Origin of the sequence: Winogradskyella forsetii, from assembly GCF_013394595.1 — a bacterium.
Classification (GTDB): Bacteria; Bacteroidota; Bacteroidia; order Flavobacteriales; family Flavobacteriaceae; genus Winogradskyella; species Winogradskyella forsetii.
In genome coordinates this window covers 720,927-743,601 of sequence record NZ_CP053348.1, presented here as the reverse complement: position 1 = coordinate 743,601, position 22,675 = coordinate 720,927, and the positions used below count along the sequence as shown (strand labels likewise).

24 protein-coding genes are annotated in these 22,675 nt (G+C 34.3%); 12 read left to right on the top strand and 12 right to left on the bottom strand.

Going from position 1 to position 22,675, the window contains the following annotated elements; translation table 11 throughout:
- Positions 1–46: 46 nt before the first annotated feature.
- The 3 genes from HM987_RS03110 to HM987_RS03100 are packed head-to-tail and all read left to right on the top strand — an operon-like array spanning position 47 to position 2,136.
- Positions 47–1,174, top strand: a complete 1,128-nt coding sequence (locus tag HM987_RS03110) for an amidohydrolase family protein (RefSeq protein ID WP_179005140.1) — start codon at positions 47–49, stop codon at positions 1,172–1,174.
- A 56-nt stretch (positions 1,175–1,230) separates the two neighbouring features.
- Positions 1,231–1,461, top strand: a complete 231-nt coding sequence (locus HM987_RS03105; protein ID WP_179005138.1) for a hypothetical protein — start codon at positions 1,231–1,233, stop codon at positions 1,459–1,461.
- 33 nt (positions 1,462–1,494) lie between these two features.
- Positions 1,495–2,136, top strand: a complete 642-nt coding sequence (locus HM987_RS03100) for an O-methyltransferase (RefSeq protein ID WP_179005136.1) — start codon at positions 1,495–1,497, stop codon at positions 2,134–2,136.
- A 70-nt stretch (positions 2,137–2,206) separates the two neighbouring features.
- On the opposite strand, the gene HM987_RS03095 is transcribed toward HM987_RS03100, so the two are convergent.
- The 6 genes from HM987_RS03095 to HM987_RS03070 all read right to left on the bottom strand — a co-directional run bounded on the left by HM987_RS03095 (position 2,207) and on the right by HM987_RS03070 (position 7,900).
- A complete protein-coding gene (locus HM987_RS03095) occupies positions 2,207–2,497 on the bottom strand; it encodes a Sec-independent protein translocase subunit TatA/TatB (RefSeq protein WP_179005134.1) in 291 nt (96 codons plus the stop codon).
- An 89-nt stretch (positions 2,498–2,586) separates the two neighbouring features.
- Entirely contained in the window at positions 2,587–4,881 is a 2,295-nt protein-coding gene (locus tag HM987_RS03090; protein WP_179005132.1) for a M1 family metallopeptidase, read from the bottom strand.
- A 64-nt stretch (positions 4,882–4,945) separates the two neighbouring features.
- Positions 4,946–5,452: a DUF6702 family protein gene (locus HM987_RS03085; RefSeq protein WP_179005130.1), complete on the bottom strand. Its 507-nt coding sequence runs from the start codon at positions 5,450–5,452 to the stop codon at positions 4,946–4,948.
- Between the two features lie 46 nt (positions 5,453–5,498).
- Positions 5,499–6,296: a carboxypeptidase-like regulatory domain-containing protein gene (locus HM987_RS03080; protein WP_179005128.1), complete on the bottom strand. Its 798-nt coding sequence runs from the start codon at positions 6,294–6,296 to the stop codon at positions 5,499–5,501.
- Positions 6,283–7,077 (bottom strand): peptidase associated/transthyretin-like domain-containing protein, encoded by a 795-nt coding sequence (locus HM987_RS03075; RefSeq protein WP_179005126.1) that lies wholly within the window; start codon positions 7,075–7,077, stop codon positions 6,283–6,285. The genes HM987_RS03080 and HM987_RS03075 overlap by 14 nt, the downstream gene beginning before the upstream one ends.
- A complete protein-coding gene (locus HM987_RS03070; protein WP_179005124.1) occupies positions 7,064–7,900 on the bottom strand; it encodes a carboxypeptidase-like regulatory domain-containing protein in 837 nt (278 codons plus the stop codon). The genes HM987_RS03075 and HM987_RS03070 overlap by 14 nt, the downstream gene beginning before the upstream one ends.
- 169 nt (positions 7,901–8,069) lie before the next feature.
- On the opposite strand from HM987_RS03070, the gene pepE reads away from it, so the two are divergent.
- Positions 8,070–8,777, top strand: a complete 708-nt coding sequence (pepE, locus tag HM987_RS03065) for a dipeptidase PepE (RefSeq protein ID WP_179005122.1) — start codon at positions 8,070–8,072, stop codon at positions 8,775–8,777.
- Between the two features lie 172 nt (positions 8,778–8,949).
- On the opposite strand, the gene HM987_RS03060 is transcribed toward pepE, so the two are convergent.
- Together HM987_RS03060 and HM987_RS03055 are read right to left on the bottom strand one after the other, a co-directional pair.
- Positions 8,950–9,375, bottom strand: coding sequence for a GNAT family N-acetyltransferase (locus HM987_RS03060; RefSeq protein ID WP_179005120.1), 426 nt, complete (start codon positions 9,373–9,375; stop codon positions 8,950–8,952).
- Positions 9,376–9,510: 135 nt separating this feature from the next.
- Positions 9,511–9,906 (bottom strand): ankyrin repeat domain-containing protein, encoded by a 396-nt coding sequence (locus tag HM987_RS03055; protein WP_179005118.1) that lies wholly within the window; start codon positions 9,904–9,906, stop codon positions 9,511–9,513.
- A gap of 263 nt (positions 9,907–10,169) precedes the next feature.
- Here HM987_RS03055 and gpmI point away from each other — a divergent pair, with 263 nt between their 5' ends.
- The 5 genes from gpmI (at position 10,170) to HM987_RS03030 (ending at position 14,382) form a co-directional block, all read left to right on the top strand.
- Positions 10,170–11,687, top strand: coding sequence for a 2,3-bisphosphoglycerate-independent phosphoglycerate mutase (gene gpmI / locus HM987_RS03050; protein WP_179005116.1), 1,518 nt, complete (start codon positions 10,170–10,172; stop codon positions 11,685–11,687).
- Between the two features lie 87 nt (positions 11,688–11,774).
- The gene (locus tag HM987_RS03045; RefSeq protein ID WP_179005114.1) at positions 11,775–12,173 is read left to right on the top strand and encodes a BT0820 family HAD-type phosphatase; all 399 of its coding nucleotides are present in this window, start codon (positions 11,775–11,777) and stop codon (positions 12,171–12,173) included.
- 77 nt (positions 12,174–12,250) lie between these two features.
- Complete coding sequence (gene map, locus HM987_RS03040) at positions 12,251–13,069, top strand: type I methionyl aminopeptidase (protein WP_179005112.1); 819 nt, start codon at positions 12,251–12,253, stop codon at positions 13,067–13,069.
- Between the two features lie 142 nt (positions 13,070–13,211).
- Entirely contained in the window at positions 13,212–13,586 is a 375-nt protein-coding gene (locus tag HM987_RS03035; RefSeq protein WP_179005110.1) for a GxxExxY protein, read from the top strand.
- Positions 13,587–13,611: 25 nt separating this feature from the next.
- Positions 13,612–14,382 carry a class I SAM-dependent methyltransferase gene (locus HM987_RS03030; RefSeq protein ID WP_179005108.1) on the top strand — a complete coding sequence of 257 codons (771 nt, stop codon included), beginning with the start codon at positions 13,612–13,614 and terminating at the stop codon, positions 14,380–14,382.
- Between the two features lie 51 nt (positions 14,383–14,433).
- Here HM987_RS03030 and HM987_RS03025 read toward each other — a convergent pair whose 3' ends face one another.
- From HM987_RS03025 to HM987_RS03015, 3 genes are all read right to left on the bottom strand, one after another.
- Complete coding sequence (locus tag HM987_RS03025; RefSeq protein ID WP_179005106.1) at positions 14,434–15,909, bottom strand: hypothetical protein; 1,476 nt, start codon at positions 15,907–15,909, stop codon at positions 14,434–14,436.
- A gap of 129 nt (positions 15,910–16,038) precedes the next feature.
- Positions 16,039–17,019 carry an FAD:protein FMN transferase gene (locus HM987_RS03020; RefSeq protein ID WP_179005104.1) on the bottom strand — a complete coding sequence of 327 codons (981 nt, stop codon included), beginning with the start codon at positions 17,017–17,019 and terminating at the stop codon, positions 16,039–16,041.
- 79 nt (positions 17,020–17,098) lie between these two features.
- Positions 17,099–17,476, bottom strand: a complete 378-nt coding sequence (locus HM987_RS03015) for a Na(+)-translocating NADH-quinone reductase subunit F (RefSeq protein ID WP_179005102.1) — start codon at positions 17,474–17,476, stop codon at positions 17,099–17,101.
- A 398-nt stretch (positions 17,477–17,874) separates the two neighbouring features.
- Here HM987_RS03015 and HM987_RS03010 point away from each other — a divergent pair, with 398 nt between their 5' ends.
- Positions 17,875–18,303 carry a lipocalin-like domain-containing protein gene (locus tag HM987_RS03010; RefSeq protein ID WP_179005100.1) on the top strand — a complete coding sequence of 143 codons (429 nt, stop codon included), beginning with the start codon at positions 17,875–17,877 and terminating at the stop codon, positions 18,301–18,303.
- Positions 18,304–18,338: 35 nt separating this feature from the next.
- Here the strand turns inward: HM987_RS03010 and HM987_RS03005 are convergent, their stop codons facing one another.
- The gene (locus tag HM987_RS03005) at positions 18,339–19,205 is read right to left on the bottom strand and encodes a DUF4846 domain-containing protein (RefSeq protein WP_179005098.1); all 867 of its coding nucleotides are present in this window, start codon (positions 19,203–19,205) and stop codon (positions 18,339–18,341) included.
- A gap of 251 nt (positions 19,206–19,456) precedes the next feature.
- Here HM987_RS03005 and HM987_RS03000 point away from each other — a divergent pair, with 251 nt between their 5' ends.
- Together HM987_RS03000 and HM987_RS02995 are read left to right on the top strand one after the other, a co-directional pair.
- Entirely contained in the window at positions 19,457–21,400 is a 1,944-nt protein-coding gene (locus HM987_RS03000) for a tetratricopeptide repeat-containing sensor histidine kinase (RefSeq protein ID WP_179005096.1), read from the top strand.
- Between the two features lie 652 nt (positions 21,401–22,052).
- The gene (locus HM987_RS02995) at positions 22,053–22,568 is read left to right on the top strand and encodes a nuclear transport factor 2 family protein (protein WP_179005094.1); all 516 of its coding nucleotides are present in this window, start codon (positions 22,053–22,055) and stop codon (positions 22,566–22,568) included.
- The last annotated feature ends 107 nt before the right edge of the window (positions 22,569–22,675 follow it).

Below are 22,675 nucleotides of genomic sequence, written 5' to 3'. Positions count from 1 at the left end.
TAAAAATCCCTATAATTCCCAAAAAGGAAAAATTATAGATTAAACTATGAAAGACAACGCTAAGAGTTCTTCCCCTTTGGGTAAGTTAGAAGGGGCTCGTAAACTAAGAATAAACGGACATTCGCATCTTCTTCCCTATCCTGAACAAATTCCTGAATTTATGAAAGATAAAGGGATTTTCTGGGTTGATAAAGATCGTAAATTCATGCTTCAGAAGGATTGGAACAGACCTATTACCGATTCAAGTTTTTTCTTGGACGAAAAATTAGCGTGGATGGAGCATTTCAAAATAGACCATGCAGTCGTCTTAAATTTGTCTCAACTCTATGGAAACGGATTGCGCCTAGAAGAAATGAAGCAAGCTTTGCGCTTTCAAAATGATTTTAATGCGCGAATCCAACATGAAAATCCGAGTAAATTTACATGTGGCTTTGTGGTTCACCCAGGTTTTGTCAGAGGTGCTTGTTGGGAAATTGAGCGCTGTGTAGAAGTTTTAGGTATGCAATTGTTATGTTTACCCACGCATTATATGGATACTATTGGGACATGGCGTTGTATTTTTGATGAAGAAAACGAACCTATTTTTGAACTAGCAGACAAGTACAATCTCGCCGTAGAAATTCACCCTTACGATGGCGAAAAATTTATAAAACTAGAAAATACCTCTTGGCGTTTTCACTTAATTTGGATGTTGGCACAATGCGCAGATGCTTACCATTTTTTAACTTTAAATGGTTATTACGAAAAGTATAAAAACATGCGTGTTTGTTTTGCTCATGGCGGGCAATTAGCACAAATAAATTTAGGGCGACGTATTCAAGGGTTTGACGGACGCGCAGATCTGTTTGAAGGAAAAAGCCATCCAAGAAAAGCAGTTGGACATAAAAACATATTCTTTGACACCTTAGTACACGATACTGGCGGACTGGAATTACTAATTAGAAACCAAGGTTCGAAACAAGTTATAATGGGATTGGATGATCCCTATCCACTTGGTGAAATGGAAAGCGAAAAGCAATCGTCTTATCCTGGCAAAATTTTGGACTTGGCCGCAGAAAGAAAAATAATAACGGAACCCGAACGTAATGCTATTTGGGAAGATAATGTTATTCAATGGTTATGCGGAGATGATGAAGCTGCCAAAGAAAAATTAATTTCTCGAATCACATCTTAAAAACTTTTGAACCAAATAATATTTCTATATTTAAAGTCTAATCAACTACTATAATTATGAAAAAAATTGGAGGTTACTTGGCTGTTATTGGTATTGCGCTTATCGTATTACCATACTTTGGACTAACTATTATGTTTTTGGGTCAGATTGATGAATTAGGAGTATCCGCAGCTTGGGCAATAAAAATAGGTCTTATTGTTTTAGGTGCTATTCTATTCTTCATCGGTAAATCTGCTGAAACGAAAGAAAAAGAACTAGAATTGCCGAAAGAAAATACTGCAGAATAACATAAAATTCATTTTCTATAAATAATTGTCAATATGCATTTCTTGCCTGAAGATTTAGATAACTATGTTATTGCTCATTCTGAACAAGAACCAGAATTGCTGCAACAGTTGACTAGAGAAACCTACCAAAAAGTATTACAACCTATTATGCTGAGCGGACCCTATCAAGGTCGTGTGTTAAGCATGATATCTAAATTGGTTCGTCCGAAATCAATTTTAGAATTAGGAACTTTTACCGGCTATTCTACATTGTGCTTAGCAGAAGGGTTGGAAAAAAATGGAGCGTTACACACTATTGATATCAATGAAGAGTTAGTGGATTTTCAAAGAAAGTATTTTGACCAATCTGAATTTGGAAAGCAAATAATTCAACACACAGGAAGTGCACTGGATATTATTCCTAAATTAAACTTAACATTCGATCTTGTCTTTATCGATGCAGACAAACCTAACTATTCTAATTACTTCCATTTAATAATTGACAAATTGAATGAAGGTGGTATCATACTCTCAGACAATGTGCTGTGGCACGGAAAAGTTGTTGAACCCTTGGATGAAAAAGACAAATCCACTAAAGCCGTATTAGATTATAATACCCTTCTTAAAAATGACGAACGGATTGAGACAGTATTACTTCCTATTAGAGATGGCTTAACTATTAGTCGAAAAAAATAATAACCAAATCAAATAGTTGAGATTATAAGGGATAAAATGAAAGAAACTCTACTTTCTTAAAAATCAGAAATCATTTGTTCCTTTTCAACGAGCCTGTAAAGTCTTCAAGATCATCCTTTACTTTATTGATTTCATCTTGAATGTTTTTGGTAGTATCTTTATCAATGATATTATTTTCCTTGGCACTTTTCGTTACCTCACTCTTAATATCATTGGTCGCATCTTTTATTTGACGCATTCCCTTACCCAAGCCACGTGCAATTTCGGGCAATTTATCGGCACCAAAAACCAGTACCACAATAAATAATACAAAGATTATTTCTGTGGCTCCTATGAATAATAATGTTAGTTTATGTATCACGATACAAATATAATGTGAGTTTATTAAATAATACCACTTCTAATTTAAAATAAAAAAAAGTCGCCTTAATTGTTCAAAAACTACCAAATTTAGTCTTTGACTTTATTCTTAAACCTATCAAATTGACTTTCTTTAACCTCTCTTGGCCACGAATTATTAGAAGTATCTATATCAGCAGTCTCCAAATCAGGATCCACAACTATGGATACAATTTCTTTATCACTTGCTATGGCCTTGCTAACTTCTTTATCGTTTAACCTCCAAACTTGCGCAGGATACGTTTCTCTTCCTTTGGTGCCATCTGCATAAGTAAACTCAACAATAATTGGCATAACCAATCCGCCTGGTTTATTAAAAGTAACTTGATAGAAATATTTCGGTGTTTTCAACTCCTTTTGCTCCTCAGGAGTAAAGTTATCCATAATATATTCTTTAACAGTTGGCAGATTGTCTATAGACTCCGCTTTTTTCATTGCCTCATCATAACCCTCTGTTCCCTCTTCAATAAAATACACTAAGCTATTTGGGTCTCTATTGTTACGTTCTGCCAATAGTTTTCCATTTTCATTTGGTGTACCCGAAACTGCAAATTTCTTTACCGCTTTGATACCAATATCCACATAATCCGTAGTATAGAACCAACCTCTCCAATACCAATCTAAATCAACTGCAGAAGCATCTTCCATAGTACGGAAAAAATCTTCTGGTGTTGGGTGTTTAAACATCCAGCGTTGCGCATATTCCCTAAAAGAATAGTCGAACAATTCGCGACCCATAATGGTTTCCCTTAATATATTTAATGCTGTAGCTGGTTTGCCATACGCATTATTACCAAATTGATAAGTATTTAAGCCTTTGGTCATAATTGGTGCAATATAATCTTGATCGCCTCCCATATATGGCACTATTTTGTGTGCAGGACCTCTTCTTGATGGGTACGTTTTATCATTTGGTGACAAAGCCGCAGGATACCATTCTGCAAAATCTTGCTCTGCAACATATTGGGAAAACGTGTTTAAACCTTCGTCCATCCAAGTCCATTGACGTTCGTCACTATTGACAATCATTGGGAAAAAGTTATGTCCTACTTCATGAATAATAACGCTGATCATTCCATATTTAGTTCTATCGGAATAGTTGCCTTCCTTATCTGGACGACCAAAGTTGTAACATATCATTGGATATTCCATTCCCATGGGTGCGTGTACAGAAATCGCTTTGTGATAAGGATAATCAAAGGTCAATCTAGAATAGGATTTTAAGGTACTTGCCACAGCTTTAGTTGACCATTGCTCCCAAAGCGGGTTTCCTTCTTTCGAATACAAGGATACAGCCATAACATCTTTATCTCCAATTTTTACAGCCATCATGTCCCATAAGAATTTACGAGACGTCGCAAAACCAAAATCACGAACCATTTGTGCCGAAAGTTTCCATGTTTTCTTAGCCTTACTTTTAGATTTTTCCGTCACTTCAGCTTCGGCTTGGGTCACTATCATTACAGGTTCGTCATAAGATTTTTTTGCTTTCTCAAAGCGCTTCATCATCTCTTTAGAAAATACGTCTTCCCTATTTACTAAATGCCCTGTTCCATCTAGAATATGATCTGCAGGTACGGTTATATTCACATCAAAATCTCCGAATGGCAACGCAAATTCATCGCGTCCCCAAAACTGGGAATTCTGCCAGCCCTCAACATCATTGTAAACCGCCATACGTGGATAAAACTGAGCCATTACGTAGATTCGGTTATCATTTTCTTCAAAATATTCGTATCCAGAACGGCCACCATCCCTAACATGGTCATTAATATTGTACCACCATTTGATTTTGAAAGAAAACTTTTCTTCAGATTTTAAAACCTGTGGCAATTCTACACGCATCATAGTGCGATTAATAGTATGCGGCAAATCTTTTCCATTGACATCCTTTACATGTTCTATATGAAAGCCACCATCAAAGGATTCCTTTAAATACGATTTTACAGCACCCGAAGATGTCGTCAAAGGAGCAATACTAGAACTGCCAATTAACGGTGTTTTAGAATCGCGTGATCGCATATTCTGATCCAATTGCACCCAAAGGTATTTTAAATCGTCTGGCGAATTATTAGTGTAAGTTATGGTTTCGTCTCCGTAAAGTTTTGCATTTACATCATCAATTTCAATATCCATTTTGTAATCTGCCTGTTGCTGGTAGTAACCAGGACCAGGTGCTCCCGAACCGGTTCTAAACACATTTGGCGTGGCAAACTCATCATATAACTGTTTGAATTTGTTTTCATTAGTATGTCCTTGTTGACGCTCTGACCGTTCTTCATTTTGAGCATAAGAGCTAAAAGAAGTAAAAAGTAAAGCGCACAAAACGTAATTGAAAATTTTCATATTAAATTGTTATTTTTTTTAAGAGGTGCCTAAAATAGGGATTTATGATGGTTTAGACAGTTATTTATTTAAAGTTTAACATGCATGAATCGTTCTCGGGAACCAGCAAAAAGCTCTTGTTTTTGTTCAAGAGTTTTAGGCGAACAATATTCTGCTGTTCTGAAAATGCATCGAATAAGATTTGATTGGTCACTTCAATAGAATTAATTTCTGAAATATGTTTAATCTCGAGATAGCAATAGGTAATATCGTCTTTGTACTCTTTTCCTAGAAATTTGAAATTGACGTTGTTATCATTAACCTTAAATTTCAGTTTATCTGCCAAATAACGTTGCATATAATTTTCAATAATTTCCACATTATTATCTGGATCCAACGAAATATCGTCATCATAACGTTTACGCAATAGGGTTTCAAAATCATCTGTGAAAACCTGACTTATAATTTGAAGGGATTGTGTTTCCTTTGAATATTCAATCTGGGTAACACCGACATAATATTCGTGATTATCACTAGAAGACGTCAGTAACGAAAGGCTTAAAAAAGCTATAAATAGGCTAATTGATTTCATGTTAATGATTGTAATTTCTTTCTGTGTTGCATTACTTGTTCCAAAACTAATCTTTAGACACTGATTTTCTGTTTTCTCGGTAAACTTTTAACTTTGTCTGCAAAAATTCGAGCAACTTAATGTCATTGTTTTCGTTGCACAAGGTTAAGAATTCTTCGTCTTCTTGACAAAACAAAAAATATTCGTTACGCAAATTTTCAGACAAACTATCTTTTTCAAAAAGAAAGCTTTCATAATCACGCCTAAAACGTTCAACACAACGATCTCTATCATCTAATGCAACAATGGCTTTCAACTTTTTTGTGCGTCCGCTAATGGTATTTAACAATTTATGAAGATTAACGCCACCACCCAAACCTACATAACCCATTGGACCAGCATCTGCATCGTGAAGTTTCCGTTCGTTCTGCGTCAATGGTTTACCTGTATATCCTGGGATACCTAAATCGTAAAAGTTAATTTCGGTTTTGGCATCTGAGTTCTCTAGATCAGATTCCAAGCTTCCGGTTAGAATCTTACCGACAACAACTTCGTTCAACTCGTTAACGTTTTCTATGAGCTGTACATTAAACTGTCCTAAATCCATTATAGTTGATGTTATCACAAACTCTTGTTTTTGGTATTTTACACCAGAAATCACCAAGGTATCCTGGACTTTTGCGGGAATGACAAAACTACCGTCTTCATTAGAAATGGTATATTTTGCTGATGTTTTATTCTGAATATGAAGTCCTTCAACCTCATCATTAGCAATGAGCTGACCTTTAAGATCTTTAGTTTGTGCATGAAGATTAAGGCCGAAAATGAAAACTATAAAAACAGTAAAAATTTTAATCATCTTCATTTAATTTAATTTTAAAATTTTCAAGTTTCACCAATAAAAAGTCAACGTCATTTATCCGATTTTCGTCTTCACAAATCGTATTAAATTGCTCATCTTCTAGACAAAACTGAAAAAAATCTGTTTTATACTGCTCGGGAATTGGGATGGCCTCAAAAATAATATCAGCATATTGGGATTGTAAACTATTAATACAATCTTCATCAGATTCTATTTTAATTCTTTCCTTATACGCATTTGTATCTCCATTAATTCTATTCAATATTTTATGCACATTAATGGAGAGTCCGATGCCATAATAATAAACAAATTGCCCATGGTCTGCATCATATAAACGTTGTTCGTTTTGTGTAGCTGGTATATCTGTAGAACCTGGAATACCTAAATCGTAAAAGTTAATTTCTGATTTAGCATCTGAGTTTTCTATATCAGACTCAAGGCTTCCCGTTAATATTTTACCGACAACAACTTCATTCAACTCGTTTATATTCTCTATGAGCTGTACATTAAACTGACCTAATTCCATTATGGAGGGAGTAATGACAAATTCTTGTTTTTGATATTTTACACCCGAAATAACCAAGGTATCGAAAGCCCTTGCAGGAATGACAAAACTGCCGTCTGCAGTAGATATGGTATATTTTGCGGCTGATCTGTTGAGTACATGCAGACCTTCAACTTCATCGTCGGCTATAAGTTGTCCATTGAGTAGCCTTTGCTGTGCACTTATAAAACTTAGGAATAAAAATGTTGAAATTAAAAAAAGTGTTTTAATCTTTTTCACTTGTCTTTTTTAAGAACGACTTACTCAGTTGAGAAATACGCTCCAATAATTGCAACTCTTTATCTTCCTCAAATAAGCTATCGTCGACCCCTTGTTTTTCGACATAATCGGTAAATGCTTCAACTTGATCTAATGGAATATCGAAATTATTATGAATGTAGTTGATACTATAAGTGTCTAAAGCTTGCTTAAAAGGTGTTTTCCCTTTCAATTGTTTTTCCTTTTCTGTTTTAAATTTAATACTCCCTAGATTATTACCATTAATATTTACGACTTGTTGAAGCAAAAAACCTGTAACATTGACCAAATCTAGCATATTCTCCACACTTGGATTATATTCTTTAAAGGCTAAGTTATCCGCTTCCGTTTTGTAATCCGCAGAGAACTCAAAATCTTCAATATGGTCTAAACCAAAATAGACATCATCCAGATTGACGTTGTAAGTTCTAACGTTTTCAAAATCTACATTTAGGTTACCTGTGAGATCAAACGGCAGAATAACCACTTCATCCAATTTGTTGATTTCCTCAACAAGAATAACCGTTAAACGCCTAGACGACATAACCTTCTCCGAAACTGAAACCGTAAAGTCCTTAAATTGTAATGCCCCAAATTGAATAACGTCATTTAAAGCGACATCAATTTTAAAATAGCCATCCTTATCCGTAATAGCGCCCTTGTTAGACGATGAATTAAAAACCGTTACACCTTCTTTATCTTCTGTGGTAACAATAATTTTACCATTGATGGGTATTCTTTTTACATCTTGACTGAAAGCTGTCAAAGCAAAAACACTAAATATTAATAGGAGTAATTTTTTCATCGTGTTAAGTTTGGTTAGTTTTATAAATTTCGGACTTATATTTGTGATATTTAAAAAAAGGACGTCAAATTTTTGTTAAATAGTTTTATTCCGAAATTTCTTATTAATTTAAGATTTAAATTGTTCATTCAGCCAAAGAATCTATTTTTTAACATAAAAGAATCATATTTTGAAATCAATTATAATCGCCAGCACTTCTACTATTCATGGTAGTGGTTATTTAGACTATTTATTGGATGAGCTAAAAGTTCATTTTAAATCTGCAGATGAAATTCTATTTGTTCCGTATGCTAGACCAGGAGGTATTTCGCATGAGGACTATACAAAAACAGCATCTAAAGCCTTCAATTCCATAGGGAAATCGGTTAAAGGTATTCACGAATATGAAAATGTGGAAGATGCCATACAAAATGCCCAAGGTATTTTTGTTGGAGGTGGTAACACTTTTGTTTTGGTGTCTCAACTTTATAAAAACCAAGTTTTATTACCAATTAAAAATGCGATTGAAAAAGGCACACCGTATTTAGGTACTAGTGCTGGGAGTAATATTTGTGGTTTAACGATGAATACCACTAACGATATGCCAATTGTTTATCCTCCAAGTTTTAAGACTTTGGGATTAGTGCCATTTAATATTAATCCACATTATTTAGATCCTATTGTTGGAAGTAAACATATGGGAGAAACCAGGGAAACCCGTATTAAAGAGTTTCATGCCTATAATTCACAACCTGTAATTGGCTTGCGCGAAGGAAGTTGGATCGATGTGAAAGGAAATAAGTTAACGCTAAAAGGAAAACTAGATGCAAGAATTTTTGAGTATAATAAAGTACCTTATGAGATTGGTACAGATTCAGACTTGGGATTTTTGAAGTAGATTTAAATAGCGTTGCGAAGCGTTTACGCAAAGATTCACATAGAGAAAAAAGCCACCAATTTCACGAATTTACACAAATCTATTCGGTTAGCTTGGCGTCTTAGCACATTTGCGAGAAAGTTTACACGATGGATCAAACAACAAAACACATGTCTTTGCAAAGATGTCCAGATTACAACTTCTTCAGAAAGTGATAGCCTAAAATAGTATACCCTTCATTGTAATAAAACTTGTGAGACGGATTATTTTGTACATAAGTATTTAATTCCATGGCATTATAGCCTTTTTCTTGAACATAATTTTGAATCCAAGACATAAATTCCTTACCCAAGCCTTTATTCCTAAATTCTGGCGTAATGTACACATGGTCTAATTCAACAGATTTCCCACTGTAATGACGTGTGCAAAACCAAAGACCAGTTACTGCGATTAACTCATTATCAACAAAGACACCAGCGCATTCATAATTTTGCAGTTTCATTTCGTTAAATCGAGACAGAAGCAATTCCTTACTCACTTTGCCTTCATTTAAGGCGTAAACCAGAGGAATCACTTGATTTAAATTTTGGTTTAGAATTATTTTGAATTCAAAATTCATATTCTAGTCTTAAATTATTTTAAATTGAAAAATGAAAAGTTATAAAAATTAAGTCATATAACAGGTCACCTTAAAAACAAAAAATGCATCTTAAAAAAGACGCATTTTTAGACTAACTCAAATAATTGTCTACTCCTAGACAGTTTTCTTTTTAAAACGTTTTAAAAATAATTCGGCATCTGTTGCTTTTGCTTTTTCCGCATGTCCCAATGCCGTATAGCCTAAATCACAAGGATCGTGAATTTTAGAACCTGCTGTGATTAACACCTTAATCATATCCACACGATTGTATTTGGCGGCATAATGTATAGGCATCATACCATTAGATTTGGCATTGACGTCCACGCCGTTGTTCAATAGACGTTTGACTTCTTCTGTGTCGCCAATGGCAACCGCTTTACACAGAGGACTAACCTCTATGGATTGAACAATATCGTCACTTACTTTAGAAGTTAAAACATGGTTTGTTGCATTTACGTTACAAATTGAAAAGCCCAATGCTAAGGCTAAAACTACTGCTGATTTTTTCATGATGAAAGATTTTAAATTTAATTGATTTGTTTTTTGATTATATAATAAAAGACGACATGATTTTCAATTTGTTACGGTTAAATAGCATTATAACATTTCTTTAACATTCATATAATCATAATGCTAAAAACGAATCCAATCTGAATTATGTATTAATTCCAGTACGCTTTTCAGATATAGAAAATAAAATTTTATATTTTTTCTGATTACAAAATCGTAATAAGTTAGTAAGTGTTATCTTTGAATTCATAAAATATTCTGACATGGACAAGAAGGTTATTCTAATGATTTTAGATGGTTGGGGAAAATCACCTGACCCAAAAGTTTCGGCAATAGACAATGCACAAACACCATTTATTGATTCGCTTTACACCAAATATCCAAGCGCAAGCTTAAGAACCGATGGTTTGCATGTAGGTTTGCCAGAGGGGCAAATGGGAAACAGCGAAGTTGGCCATATGAATTTAGGAGCCGGCAGAATTGTATATCAAGATTTAGTGAAAATAAATCTGGCAGTAGAAAATAAAACACTTCGTGAGGAGCCGGTTTTGAAAACCGCTTTCGAATATGCAAAAGCCAACAATAAAAACGTGCATTTATTAGGTTTGGTCAGCGATGGTGGTGTCCATTCTCACATTAAACATCTTTTCGGATTGCTCAATGCCACTCATGATTATGGATTAGAAAACGTTTTTGTACATGCCTTTACAGACGGCAGAGATGTGGATCCTAAATCTGGTTATGGTTATATTTCTGATTTAGAAGATCATCTCCAAAAAACCTCAGGAAAATTAGCCTCCGTAACTGGTCGTTATTATGCCATGGATAGAGACAAACGCTGGGAACGTGTAAAATTGGCTTATGATGCTTTAGTCAATGGAGAAGGCGAAAAAACCACTAATGTTTTACAATCCATTCAAAATCATTATGAAAATGATATTACAGACGAATTTATAAAACCTATTATCGCAGTTGATAGAGAGAACAATCCTGTAGCCACAATTAAAGATGATGATGTTGTTATATTCTTCAACTTTAGAACGGATCGTGGTCGTCAATTGACTGAAGCCTTGTCCCAACGTGACTTTCATGAGCAAAACATGCATAAATTAAATCTTTATTATGTTACAATGACCAGCTACGATGATAGTTTTGAAGGTATAAAGGTCGTTTATAATAAAGATAATTTGTCTGAGACTTTAGGGGAAATTTTAGAAAATCACCATAAAAAACAAATTAGAATTGCAGAAACTGAGAAATACCCTCACGTCACCTTCTTCTTTTCTGGCGGACAAGAAAAACCATTTCATGGCGAAACCAGAATTTTAAGAAATTCACGAAAAGTGGCCACTTATGATTTAAAGCCTGAAATGAGTGCTTTCGAATTAACAGACGCTTTGGTCCCTGAACTCAAAAAAAGAGAGGTAGATTTTGTTTGCCTTAATTTTGCCAATGGCGATATGGTTGGGCATACAGGAGTAATGGAAGCCGCTATAAAGGCATGTGAAGCTGTTGACCAATGTGTAAAAAGTGTTATTACAACGGCTTTAGAGAATGATTACACTACCATTTTAATTGCAGATCACGGCAATTGTGAAACCATGATAAATCCTGATGGTTCTCCAAATACAGCGCATACTACAAATCCGGTTCCAGTTATCCTAATTGACAAGGATTTGAAAGCCATAAAAGATGGTATTTTAGGTGATATTGCTCCAACAATTCTTAAATTAATGGGCATACCACAACCTAAGGCGATGACACAAGAAAGCCTTGTTTAGCTACAAATTTAACCTATATGTTACAAATTGAAATTGGTGCAAACCTCTTATTATTGTAACTTTGCGCCTCAATTGAAGAAAAATAGCATGAATTTTCAAAATAGATTAGTAGTAGCCGTAGATTTCGATGGTACCATTGTAGAGGATGCCTATCCAAAAATTGGAAAAACACGTATTTTTGCTTTTGAAACTTTAAAAAGACTCCAAGCAGATGGGCATCGGCTCATTCTATGGACCTACAGATGTGGTTCTAAACTCCAAGAAGCTGTCGATTTTTGTAAAGAAAACGGTATTGAGTTCTATGCTGTAAACGCTAGTTTTCCGGAGGAAAAATTTGATGATACTAGAAGTCGAAAAATCCATGCCGATCTTTTTATTGACGACAGAAATATTGGAGGTATTTTAGGTTGGGGAGAAGTATATCAATTAATTACCAAAGAAGAACCTACTATTCCTGCTCCCAAAAAAAAATGGTGGCCTTTTTAAATACAATTTCGATCTAAATCGACAAAGAGGAGTACATCTTATTTGCTTATCTTTGCAATCCAAAAAATTTTTCAATCATGATTATTGTAAAAACGGCAGAAGAAATTGAATTAATGCGCAAAAGTGCACTCATTGTATCAAAAACTTTGGGAATGTTGGCTAAAGAAACAAAAGAAGGTGTCACAACGAACCATTTAGATACAATAGCAGAAGAATTCATAAGAGATCATGGTGCTTTACCAGGTTTTAAAGGGCTTTACGATTGTCCTTCCACATTATTATGTAGTGTAAATGAAGCTGTGGTACATGGTTTACCGACTGATGTACCATTAAAAGATGGCGACATTGTTTCTGTGGACTGTGGGGCATTAATGAATGGTTTTTATGGTGATCACGCCTATACTTTTGAGATTGGTAACGTAGCAGAAGAAACTAAAAAACTCATACAGGTCACAAAAGAATCGCTTTATGTAGGTATAGAACAACTAAAACTTGGCAACCGAGTTGGAGATGTTGGTTTCGCCATACAAAACTATTGTGAAGCTGAAGGTTATGGTGTTGTAAGAGAGTTGGTCGGTCATGGTTTGGGTAGAAAAATGCACGAAGATCCAGAAATGCCAAATTATGGAAGACGAGGCAGAGGTAAAAAAATTATAGAAGGAATGGTGGTTGCTATTGAACCCATGATAAATTTAGGCACTCATAAAGTGAAACAACTTAAAGATGGTTGGACCATTGTGACGCAAGACGGCAAACCGAGTGTACATTTTGAGCATGATGTTGCTATTGTAGATGGAAAGCCTGAGATACTCTCAACATTTGCATATGTTCATGAAGCTTTAGGCATCGAGTCGGATGAAGAGGATGCTTTTCGGAAGGAATTATTGGGATTGTAAATTATTTTGACCCGCATTTCGGGAGTTTATTTGGAAATGAACTGATCTTTATGAAAATTTAAACTCGAATATACTTGGATTCATATTTTTGACACGAATTTCACTAATTTTCACTAATCCTAGATGAACTAAAATAATTGCATTGACTAATCTAATCTATAAAGACGAAGCCTATAAAATAATTGGAATATGTATGGAAGTCCATAACCAATTAGGTAAAGGATTTAATGAAGTGGTTTATGCCGATGCATTGGAAATTGAATTCATCGATAAGGGTATTGACTATTCGCGAGAGAAAAAGTTTGCTATTAGCTATAAAGGAAATATTTTAAGGCATAAATACAAAGCAGACTTTATAATTGATGAGAAAATTGTTTTAGAAATAAAGGCAATTGATTGTTTAGTATCTGCACATATCAAACAAACATTGAATTACTTGGCAGTTTCAAAATTAAAGCTAGGACTATTAATTAACTTTGGTGAAGATAGTTTAAAATATAAAAGAATCGTTCTTTAATAGTTCGTGGTAATTCGTGAAATTCGTGTCAAAAAAACTTTTCAAACTAATCCTAAATACCATCCCTAGACCTATATTAATCAGGCTAAGCTATTTGGCGCGTCCTATCCTCGAACTATTCTTAAAAGGAAATAACTATACCGATCCCATCGACGGTAAAAGTTTTAGAAAGTTTTTACCTTATGGTTATGGAAAACAAAGACCAAACATATTATCCCCTTCAACACTCTCATTAGAGCGGCACAGGTTACTTTGGTTATACCTAAAAAATGAAACTAACTTTTTTTCTGAACATCTGAAAGTTCTTCATTTCGCCCCAGAACAATGTTTTTTAAATCGTTTTAAACGGCTTAAAAACCTAGATTACACCACTACAGATTTGTTGTCTCCAATAGCGGATGTCAAAGCAGATATTTGCGACTTGCCTTTCGAAGATAACAGTTATGATGTTCTTCTTTGCAATCATGTATTAGAACATATACCAGATGATACCAAAGCCATGCAAGAATTGTACAGAGTGATGAAACCTGACGGCTATGGTATTTTTCAGATTCCGCAAGATTTGAATCGTGCTGAAACTTTTGAAGATGATAGCATTACTGATAAAAAAGAGCGTGCAAGAATCTTTGGACAATATGACCATGTAAGGATTTATGGTCGTGATTATTTCGATAAGCTTCGTTCCATTGGTTTTAAGGTTGAAGAAATTGATTATACCTCTATACTTTCAAACGAAGACATTGATAAATATCGTTTAGCTAAAGGTGAGATTATTCCTGTGGTTTATAAATTTTAAAGTCACGATCCTAAAAAGCTTTCTACATAAAACGACTCAACTATTTTCAAATTATCGCGATGCCGCTTCAATAAACTGCTCTTGATTTAATAAAGCCTCATCCCCATAAATTAGATAATCCTTTCCTTCTCTATTTTGAATAATGACATAAATGCCATCCTCGCGTTTTACGAATCTTGAATCACCAGAATATGTGCCATTTTCATCTTCGTTGGTTTCTGATTTTAAACCATCTACATCCATCCAAAATCTTTTCTCGCCTTCTATTAATTCAAAATTACCATTACAAAAACCACCTAAATAATTATAATATTTTTCGTTCCAAACTTTACCATCAAGGGTGTTCAAATAACCATACCGATTACCAAATTCGTGTAGCTCATAAACACCAGCACCTAATTCACTTCCTATTGTGAGCCATCTTCCTTTAATCCGAACTTGTTCCGCTTTATATGTTTCAATAATATCGTTTTTCTTCAGCTTCCTCAAAAAGTCTTCTAGTTCAGTATCAGTAGTTACAAATAATTTACTTTTTACATTAAAAACATATGCATTATTAGAATTATCTGGATAAGTAACAATTAACCCGTTTGCTCTTGGAAGCATTACCTTACCGTAATGTGAAGAATTTGAATTAAAGGTAGAAATTTCTGGCAAAACGAAACCCTGCCTAGTCTTAAAATTATAAACGTAAATTTTTGTAGGATGATCTTGTTTGTCTAACATTAAAGCATAACCATCATAAGTTAAAAAATGATTATAACTTTGAGGCTTTTCAATGATATTTCCAGTATCGTCCATTATTCCAAGTTGGTTATTCTTAGAAAAAACAGCTAATTTATACTTATTAAATTCATAAATACTATCAATATGCACTTCATATCTTCTAGATAGATTTATCCATTTATTATTAAGAGAATCGAATCGTTTATCCACAATTTTTTCATTGAAAATTGACGTCATTAACACTTTATGTTCTTCATTATCCCTACCTAGTTTTTCGATGTTGTTATCAAGTTCTTCTATATCTCTACCTAATTCTTCGATACCCTTATCTAGTTCGTCTATACTATTACCAAATTCTTCAGTATTTTTATCAAGTTCTTCATTATCCGTAAAGGGCTCCTGGATATTATTAATTGGCGCTTCAATATACCTGGCAGGTTCTTCCATGTCCGTACCAAGTTCTTTTAAAATATAATCATATGTTTCTAACATATATTGATACCCTTCCGTGGATTTATCTTTTTCAAATTCAAAATATGATTTTCCGTAAGAGCTTGCTTCAAAATATTTTTTGTGTTCAAAATTCAATAACATACCTAATTTTGCAACACGACTATTGGGAATGCTATCCATATACTCTAAACTTTTATTAAAAAGTTCTAAAGATCTATTAATTTCCTTATTAAAAAAAAGGGCTTCTGATCGCATTAAATAATAAGCTCCCATTTCGCTATTAGACTGCGCAATAATTGCAGATGGAAAAGCAAAAATAAAAAGAAGTATGATAAAATTTATTCTCATACAAGTAGGTTTGTCGTGTTAAATGTACCTAAGTAATTTACTAAAAAATAAATGAAAGTTTAAAACTAATCGACATCATACCTGACATTAAGGATATTCTGTAATAAAATTGCTTAGCAGTGGAGGATACTAATTTGGAAAACCATTTAAACTACTGGTTTTTAACGACTTATTTTTATCCTCATAGATAAAATAAACTTTTAATTCTGGATGTCTTTCTAAAAAACTGGAAACCTTCTCGATTCCCATGGCCTGAAAAGCCGTAGCATAAGCATCTGCCGTCATACAGTCTTCTGCAATAACTGAAACACTCAAAATATTGGTTTTAGAAGGATAACCTGTTTTTGTATCTATGATATGCGCATAGCGATTTCCATTTTGGTCAATTTTAAATTTTCTGTAGGTACCAGAGGTTGCCATACTTTTGTCTTTTAAACTAATCACTTTAGAATAGGATTGTTCGCCATCAAAATTGGGATCATCGATTCCAACTTTCCATTCCGATTTTTTTTCAAGATTAATGCCTCTGGCTCTAATTTCCCCTCCTATTTCTACTAAATAGTCTTGGCTATTTTTACTTTCTAAAAATTCGCCAATAACATCAACGGCATAACCTTTTGCTATGGCATTAAAATCTAAATAGGACTGTCCGCGCTTTACAATTTTGTTATTTTTTAATCCCATTCTATTAAACCCTACCGTTTTCATCAGACTATCAATTGCGGTACTATCTATATTGGTAATTTTCCCTTCTGGCCCAAAATCCCATGCGTTTACCACAGCTCCAATAGTTGGATCAAAAACACCTTCGGTTGTTCTGTAAACGGCTTTAGAGGTTTCAAATACTCTAATAAAATGATCATCTATATCAACAGCTTCGCCTCTGTTGATTTTCGAGATTTTTGAATCTGGAATGTAGGTTGACATGGACGCGTTAATCACATTAAAAAGGCTATCGAATTGTTTTTGATAGTTAGTATCGTCTTCTGAATAGAATTGAATATTGTAAGCCGTACCGAAAACTGGACCAGATAATTTGATGTTTTTTGGTTCTTTCTGGCAGGATAAAAAAGCAATTACAGCAATTAATAAAATTAAAGATTTTTTCATTTTTACTTGATTCATCATTTTTAAGAGATTGCCAGGTCCTTAGTTTTTGTCTGGCGACAGGCAGGTTCAAAATGAGCTACTAATTCAAATTCATTTCTATAACCTGAATTCCGTTATACTCGATAAGATATTCTTCATTCAAATAAATCGGTCTATTTTCGCCTTCTGGGTTCCCCAATCCAACTCCTGCAAACAACACTTTGGCATCTTTTTCGTAAGCATGCTTTTTGAAGAGTTCCATCCAAACCACATCATAATTATTTGGATTTTCGGGCAGAATCACCGCTCTAACAACCACAAAATAATACTGACTATTCTTATCAATACATACAAACTGTGGATTGCGCTTTAGTTTGCTATTAATGGCAACAAACTCAAAACCACGTGCTTCTAAATCCTTACCAACATGGTTCATGGCAAGGTTATGGATTTCTTGAGGTGTTAGGGGTTTGCTCATGCTAACGTCCCATGAAACTGGGAATCTTTTTTTATTTCATACAAAGATAAAACCTTGAAGTGTATTATCCGAATATAAGCGTACATTAAAAAGGCTTCTAGAACCATAATGTTAGCCAATTCTCTTTTGACTAAAAGCCAAAAAAAATCTATCCGTAATATTACCGAAACAAATTCAAAATTTGAGTATAAAAAAATTGAAATCATTTAAACCTTACAAATTTGGCGCTACTAAATGTATAATAAGAAACAGGAACTATAGCATCATCTTTCAAATTATTCTAAGGAGAAATTGACGCATCCTCAAGAGTTTTTACCAAATGCACACTTTGCAAATGATGACATTCTCCCATCACTTCGATATAATAGAAAATCAGTTAAACTTTAAACGCCTTAAAAATGAAAACTTTTAAATTTATTTCCATTTGTGCACTAGCTATCTTATCTTTTAATTGCTCAAAAAATGATGATAATTCTGAGACATCTATTAATGATTTAGAAACCCTAATTCTTGGTAATTGGAAACTTGAATCCAGAACTTTGAATGGTGAAGCTGTAGAATTAGATTGTCTAAATGGTCTTAGCAACATTGTTTCTTTTGATGACCCTGTATTTTCATTTGATGTTGATTTCAATGACGGAAATGGTTGTGCAGATGTCCCCTATAACGGAAACTACAGCATTGACGAAAATAGGATTGTAATCAACACCCCTTTTAGTGACGACCCTTCTATTTGGACAATCTTGAATATTGATGAAACTTCATTTCAAAGGATTTCTACATCTTTAGATGATGATGTCACTATAAATACTTATCAGAGGTTTTAGTTACATTTTTAGCAAATTGAACTATATGACTTCCTTTATTTAAAACGCACAAACTTGGAACTACCAAATGTGTAATTTGAAACTGGAATAACGGCATCATCATTCAATCGATACCATGGCGAAATAGTATTATCTTCAAGATTCTTGACCAAATGCACGCTTTGTGCTGGCGTATTACCTTGAAACAACAGAAATAGCTTGTCGCCATTTTCGTTTACAACCTCATCACAAAGCATAACAATATGACCTGGCGAACCACCTTTAATGAGCATATCGCCTAGTTGTAAATCTTTAGCTGCAATTGACTCTAATTCATTATAAAGCGATAATGTACCAGAATACATGTAGATTAAATTCAAATAGTTATAAAAATTGTCTTTGGAATGATTTGCGGTTGCCGACTTATGAAACGTTACTTTATTGCCGTTAATTTTTGGACGATAACCCTCAGCATATTTAGACCACGAACAATAATGGCCTGAAGTAAATTCAAATCCTATTTCATCCTTTCGGTTATGATCCCAGAGGTATTCGCTTCTAATTCTTATTAAGGCATCCGCACATTGTTGTAAACCGTTTTTTGGCACCGGAATTTCCAAAATACCAATGTGTCCACCTTGCCAGAAATAGTTGGTATTATCATAATTGATAATTTTACTTCCAAAGGGTTTTAATTTATAATTTCTGAGATACTCCTCAAAACTTCCTTTAGCATAATCCACACGATTGTAACCATAAGGAACATTGACCCTCGTGCTAATCGTTAAACTATCTTTGTTAACAAGACTTGGCGTTTCCACAACAGCAGCGACTGTTTGAACCGCTTTTTTAACAGGTTGAAACTGGTAAGCCAGCATTAGAAAAGATGCTAAAATTAAGACTACGAGCAGAAATTTTTTCATATAGAAATAAAACGTATCGTTTATCTATTATAGTATGCTAGACCAACATTAAAAACACATCTCTAGCTTTTTTGCTGCTTTATATAGGGTTAAAAAATAGTGTCTTATTCCGCAGCATTAGTCCATATTATTACAAACAACCATATATTTAACTATGCTCTTAAATTAATAATAATCACGCTGATAAGCTTTTTTTCATTACATTTATCAAGCTTCAAGTCTTTAAAATAACCACCAATTACTAAAGACTTATGATTAAAAACACGCCTTCAATTATTGCGCTATTGATAATTGTTTTACTTGGGAACCAACAAAGAACCACTGCACAAAACACAAACAACAATAGTATAGATAGCCTAACCGTAGCTCTTGAGCTTGAAGAAGATTCGGAAAAAAGGTTGGAAATTCTAGATAATCTTGTTGCCATTGCCTTTCAAACAGATTTGAATTTAGCCAAAACTTATGCAAAAAAAGGCGTAACGTTAGCCGAAAAAAGCAACAATGACAGTTGGAAACCTAGATTTCATGAAATGCAAGGTCGCATGCATGCCAACCTCTTAGAACTAGATTCGGCTTCCATAAATTTTAATAAAGCTATTGAAGGCTATACAGCCGTTGATGATAAAAAAGGACAAGCCACCACCTATTTTAAAATTGGCTGGGTTCATAAACGTGAAGGCGATATTGAAGCAGCATTAAAAGTAGATCTAAAGGCACTTAAACTCATGGAAGCCATTGATGACAAGTTAGGCATTGCTGGTGCCTACAATCGAATTTCGGAAGATCTAACTAGACAAGGCAGATATAATGAAGCCTTTGACTATGCCCTAAAAACGATAGACTTGTGCAAAGAGAACAACCTACAGACAGAATTGGCTTATGCCTATACCTCTGCAGGTGACACGCAAATTGCCATAGGTAATTACGAAAAATCCTTAACCTATTATGACCAAGCGCTGCAATTAGCCAAGTCCCTCGATTTTTCGATTTATGACCTTTTAAATTTTTCTAACAATCGTGCTAATGCCCTAAAACGGAAAGGCGATTATAAAGCAGCAAAAACAGTTTATGAACAAACATTGCGACAAGCAAAACAGGTCAATTATGATAATGCGGTGTATGTTATTACTGGAAATCTGGGCGAAATAAATCTGCTTTTAGGCAATTATAAAGACGCTTTAAAGTTCCAGCTGCAAACGGTTGCTACTCAAGAAGAGAAGGGTGATGTTTCAAATCTTACCGAAGGCTATCACCATTTAAGTACCATTTATGAAAAGTTGAAAGATTATCCCAAGGCTCTGGAATTTCAAAAAAAAGCTTTAAAAATGAGGGATAGTACGTCGAAAATTGAAAGCGACAGAACCATGTCTCAATTAATGACGCAGTTTGAAACCGAAAAGAAAGACCAAACGATTGAAGCACAACACACTCAAATTGCCCAACAGCGAAAAACGCAACTACTGTACCTTGCCATTGCCGGTATTTTGGCTTTGAGTTTATTGGGTATGTTTTTAAGTATAAAAAGTATCCGCAAAAAACGTCGTGCATTACAAGTTTTAAATGCCGAACTGGACACTAAAAATAAGCAGAACGAATTGTTACTTAAGGAAATTCACCATCGCGTAAAAAACAACCTTGAAATGGTAAAGAGCCTCATTGCATTGCAATCAGCGCAAATAGAGGATTCCGCTACAAAGGATGCTATGATTGCGAGTCAAAACCGTGTGCAATCCATGGGCATTATCCATCAAAAACTCTACCAAGGCACTAATTTGGGCGCTATAGAAATGAAGGACTACTTCATTAATTTGAGCGATGGCATCCTTGATGCCTTTGATGCGGAGGACAAGATTAAAATTGAATGTGCCATGGACGAACTGGAGTTGGATGTGGATACAGCCGTTCCCATTGGTTTAATTGTGAATGAACTATTGACCAATGCCTTAAAATATGCATTTCCAAAAACCAATACTGGAACAATATCCATTCAATTAACTAAAAAAACCCATGACACTTTGCAATTGGAAGTTGCTGACAATGGCGTAGGAAAAGTGATAGGCCTAGCACCAGAAGGCACTGGTTTTGGCTCGCAACTCGTTCAATTGTTAACCCAGCAACTTAATGGGACCATGCAAGAAAACAATAAAGAAGGTACTACCGTTTCATTTGAATTCAAACATAAAAACGTAGCGTAATGGGACCATCTGCAAAACTATCAATTGTAAAAGATGAGATGGTCATTGCTACCAACATTTCACTTCAACTATCTTCTTTGAGCTATGAAGTCATTGCAATAATTCCTAAGGCTCAGTAAGCTTTAGCATGTATCAAAACAGAGTAACCCAATATGGTATTGATGGATATGAATCTAAAAGATAGGCTTCATGGCATTGAAACCTTACACCTAATGGAAAAAACCATTTACATTCCTGTTAGCAAATCATTAAAAGAAAAGTTGCTGAATAGATGACAGACCATTTAGATTTTTGCTCTGGTAATAATATCCTATCCTTCGGACAGAAAACACGTCCATTCGTCCTAAATCGTTTTTTACTTCCAATGATTATCAGTTACTTAGACAAGATATCTATTATGATTTGTTATTAATTAATCATGATAATACTAAAATATTGAACATAGAAGATAATGTTTTGGAAAGTGTGTAAAAGCGTTCATGAAACATTCAAAACAATAGAAACTCATTCCAAATTTAGAGTCGCCATATACCATATATGAAGCTAAACCTTCACTTTGGAAAAAGAATTAAGCATACATAAATAATTAACCAACCTCAAAACCTACATGGTTTTTGCATCCTTGTAGGTTTTAAAAAAACAATCAAAAATTATGAAAAAAATTTTCTTTTTAGGACTTGCAATAGTCCTTTTCACAGCCTGCCAAACAAAAGACAAACGTTACACGCAACAGTCTCCAGAAATTGAAACCGTAAAGAAGGCAATTAAAAGCTATAATGACAAAACTTATGATACAAGCATCTATGCAGATAGTGCTAAAACATTTTTCAACTCAAACTCTAAGGACAACTATATGTCCTCAGATGAAACCATAGCGTATCACAAAGCAAACGATGAAAATTACTCCAGTCGTGGATTTACAAGTAATGATCCCGAATACGAAATGGTTGTAACCGACGACGGAGACACTTGGGTCAATTGTTGGCTGGAATGGAAAGCAACCATGGCTGCAAATGGCAAAGAAATTACAATTCCGATCCATCTCACATACAAATTTGTAGATGGAAAAATAACAAGACAAGTGGGTTATTGGGATTCATCAGAGGTTGTCTTAGAGCTTCTAGCTATTGAGTCGGCGCAGAAGGTTTCAGATTCAATTGCAGAATAACTAATTAAACAGAACAGTCAGCCATAATTTTTGTGGAGAGATTTATGGCAATAATTCTATTTACAGCTTTAGTATTCTAAAGTTTTAAAAAATACCAACTGCCCGTT

Excerpts from the sequence above, each read along its gene's own strand:
- HM987_RS03110 (WP_179005140.1), top strand. The coding sequence starts at position 47 with ATGAAAGACAACGCTAAGAGTTCTTCCCCTTTGGGTAAGTTAGAAGGG.
- HM987_RS03105 (WP_179005138.1), top strand. The coding sequence starts at position 1,231 with ATGAAAAAAATTGGAGGTTACTTGGCTGTTATTGGTATTGCGCTTATC.
- HM987_RS03100 (WP_179005136.1), top strand. The coding sequence starts at position 1,495 with ATGCATTTCTTGCCTGAAGATTTAGATAACTATGTTATTGCTCATTCT.
- HM987_RS03090 (WP_179005132.1), bottom strand. The coding sequence starts at position 4,881 with ATGAAAATTTTCAATTACGTTTTGTGCGCTTTACTTTTTACTTCTTTT.
- HM987_RS03085 (WP_179005130.1), bottom strand. The coding sequence starts at position 5,452 with ATGAAATCAATTAGCCTATTTATAGCTTTTTTAAGCCTTTCGTTACTG.
- HM987_RS03080 (WP_179005128.1), bottom strand. The coding sequence starts at position 6,296 with ATGAAGATGATTAAAATTTTTACTGTTTTTATAGTTTTCATTTTCGGC.
- HM987_RS03070 (WP_179005124.1), bottom strand. The coding sequence starts at position 7,900 with ATGAAAAAATTACTCCTATTAATATTTAGTGTTTTTGCTTTGACAGCT.
- HM987_RS03060 (WP_179005120.1), bottom strand. The coding sequence starts at position 9,375 with ATGAATTTTGAATTCAAAATAATTCTAAACCAAAATTTAAATCAAGTG.
- HM987_RS03055 (WP_179005118.1), bottom strand. The coding sequence starts at position 9,906 with ATGAAAAAATCAGCAGTAGTTTTAGCCTTAGCATTGGGCTTTTCAATT.
- gpmI (WP_179005116.1), top strand. The coding sequence starts at position 10,170 with ATGGACAAGAAGGTTATTCTAATGATTTTAGATGGTTGGGGAAAATCA.
- HM987_RS03045 (WP_179005114.1), top strand. The coding sequence starts at position 11,775 with ATGAATTTTCAAAATAGATTAGTAGTAGCCGTAGATTTCGATGGTACC.
- map (WP_179005112.1), top strand. The coding sequence starts at position 12,251 with ATGATTATTGTAAAAACGGCAGAAGAAATTGAATTAATGCGCAAAAGT.
- HM987_RS03025 (WP_179005106.1), bottom strand. The coding sequence starts at position 15,909 with ATGAGAATAAATTTTATCATACTTCTTTTTATTTTTGCTTTTCCATCT.
- HM987_RS03020 (WP_179005104.1), bottom strand. The coding sequence starts at position 17,019 with ATGAAAAAATCTTTAATTTTATTAATTGCTGTAATTGCTTTTTTATCC.
- HM987_RS03015 (WP_179005102.1), bottom strand. The coding sequence starts at position 17,476 with ATGAGCAAACCCCTAACACCTCAAGAAATCCATAACCTTGCCATGAAC.
- HM987_RS03010 (WP_179005100.1), top strand. The coding sequence starts at position 17,875 with ATGAAAACTTTTAAATTTATTTCCATTTGTGCACTAGCTATCTTATCT.
- HM987_RS03005 (WP_179005098.1), bottom strand. The coding sequence starts at position 19,205 with ATGAAAAAATTTCTGCTCGTAGTCTTAATTTTAGCATCTTTTCTAATG.
- HM987_RS03000 (WP_179005096.1), top strand. The coding sequence starts at position 19,457 with ATGATTAAAAACACGCCTTCAATTATTGCGCTATTGATAATTGTTTTA.
- HM987_RS02995 (WP_179005094.1), top strand. The coding sequence starts at position 22,053 with ATGAAAAAAATTTTCTTTTTAGGACTTGCAATAGTCCTTTTCACAGCC.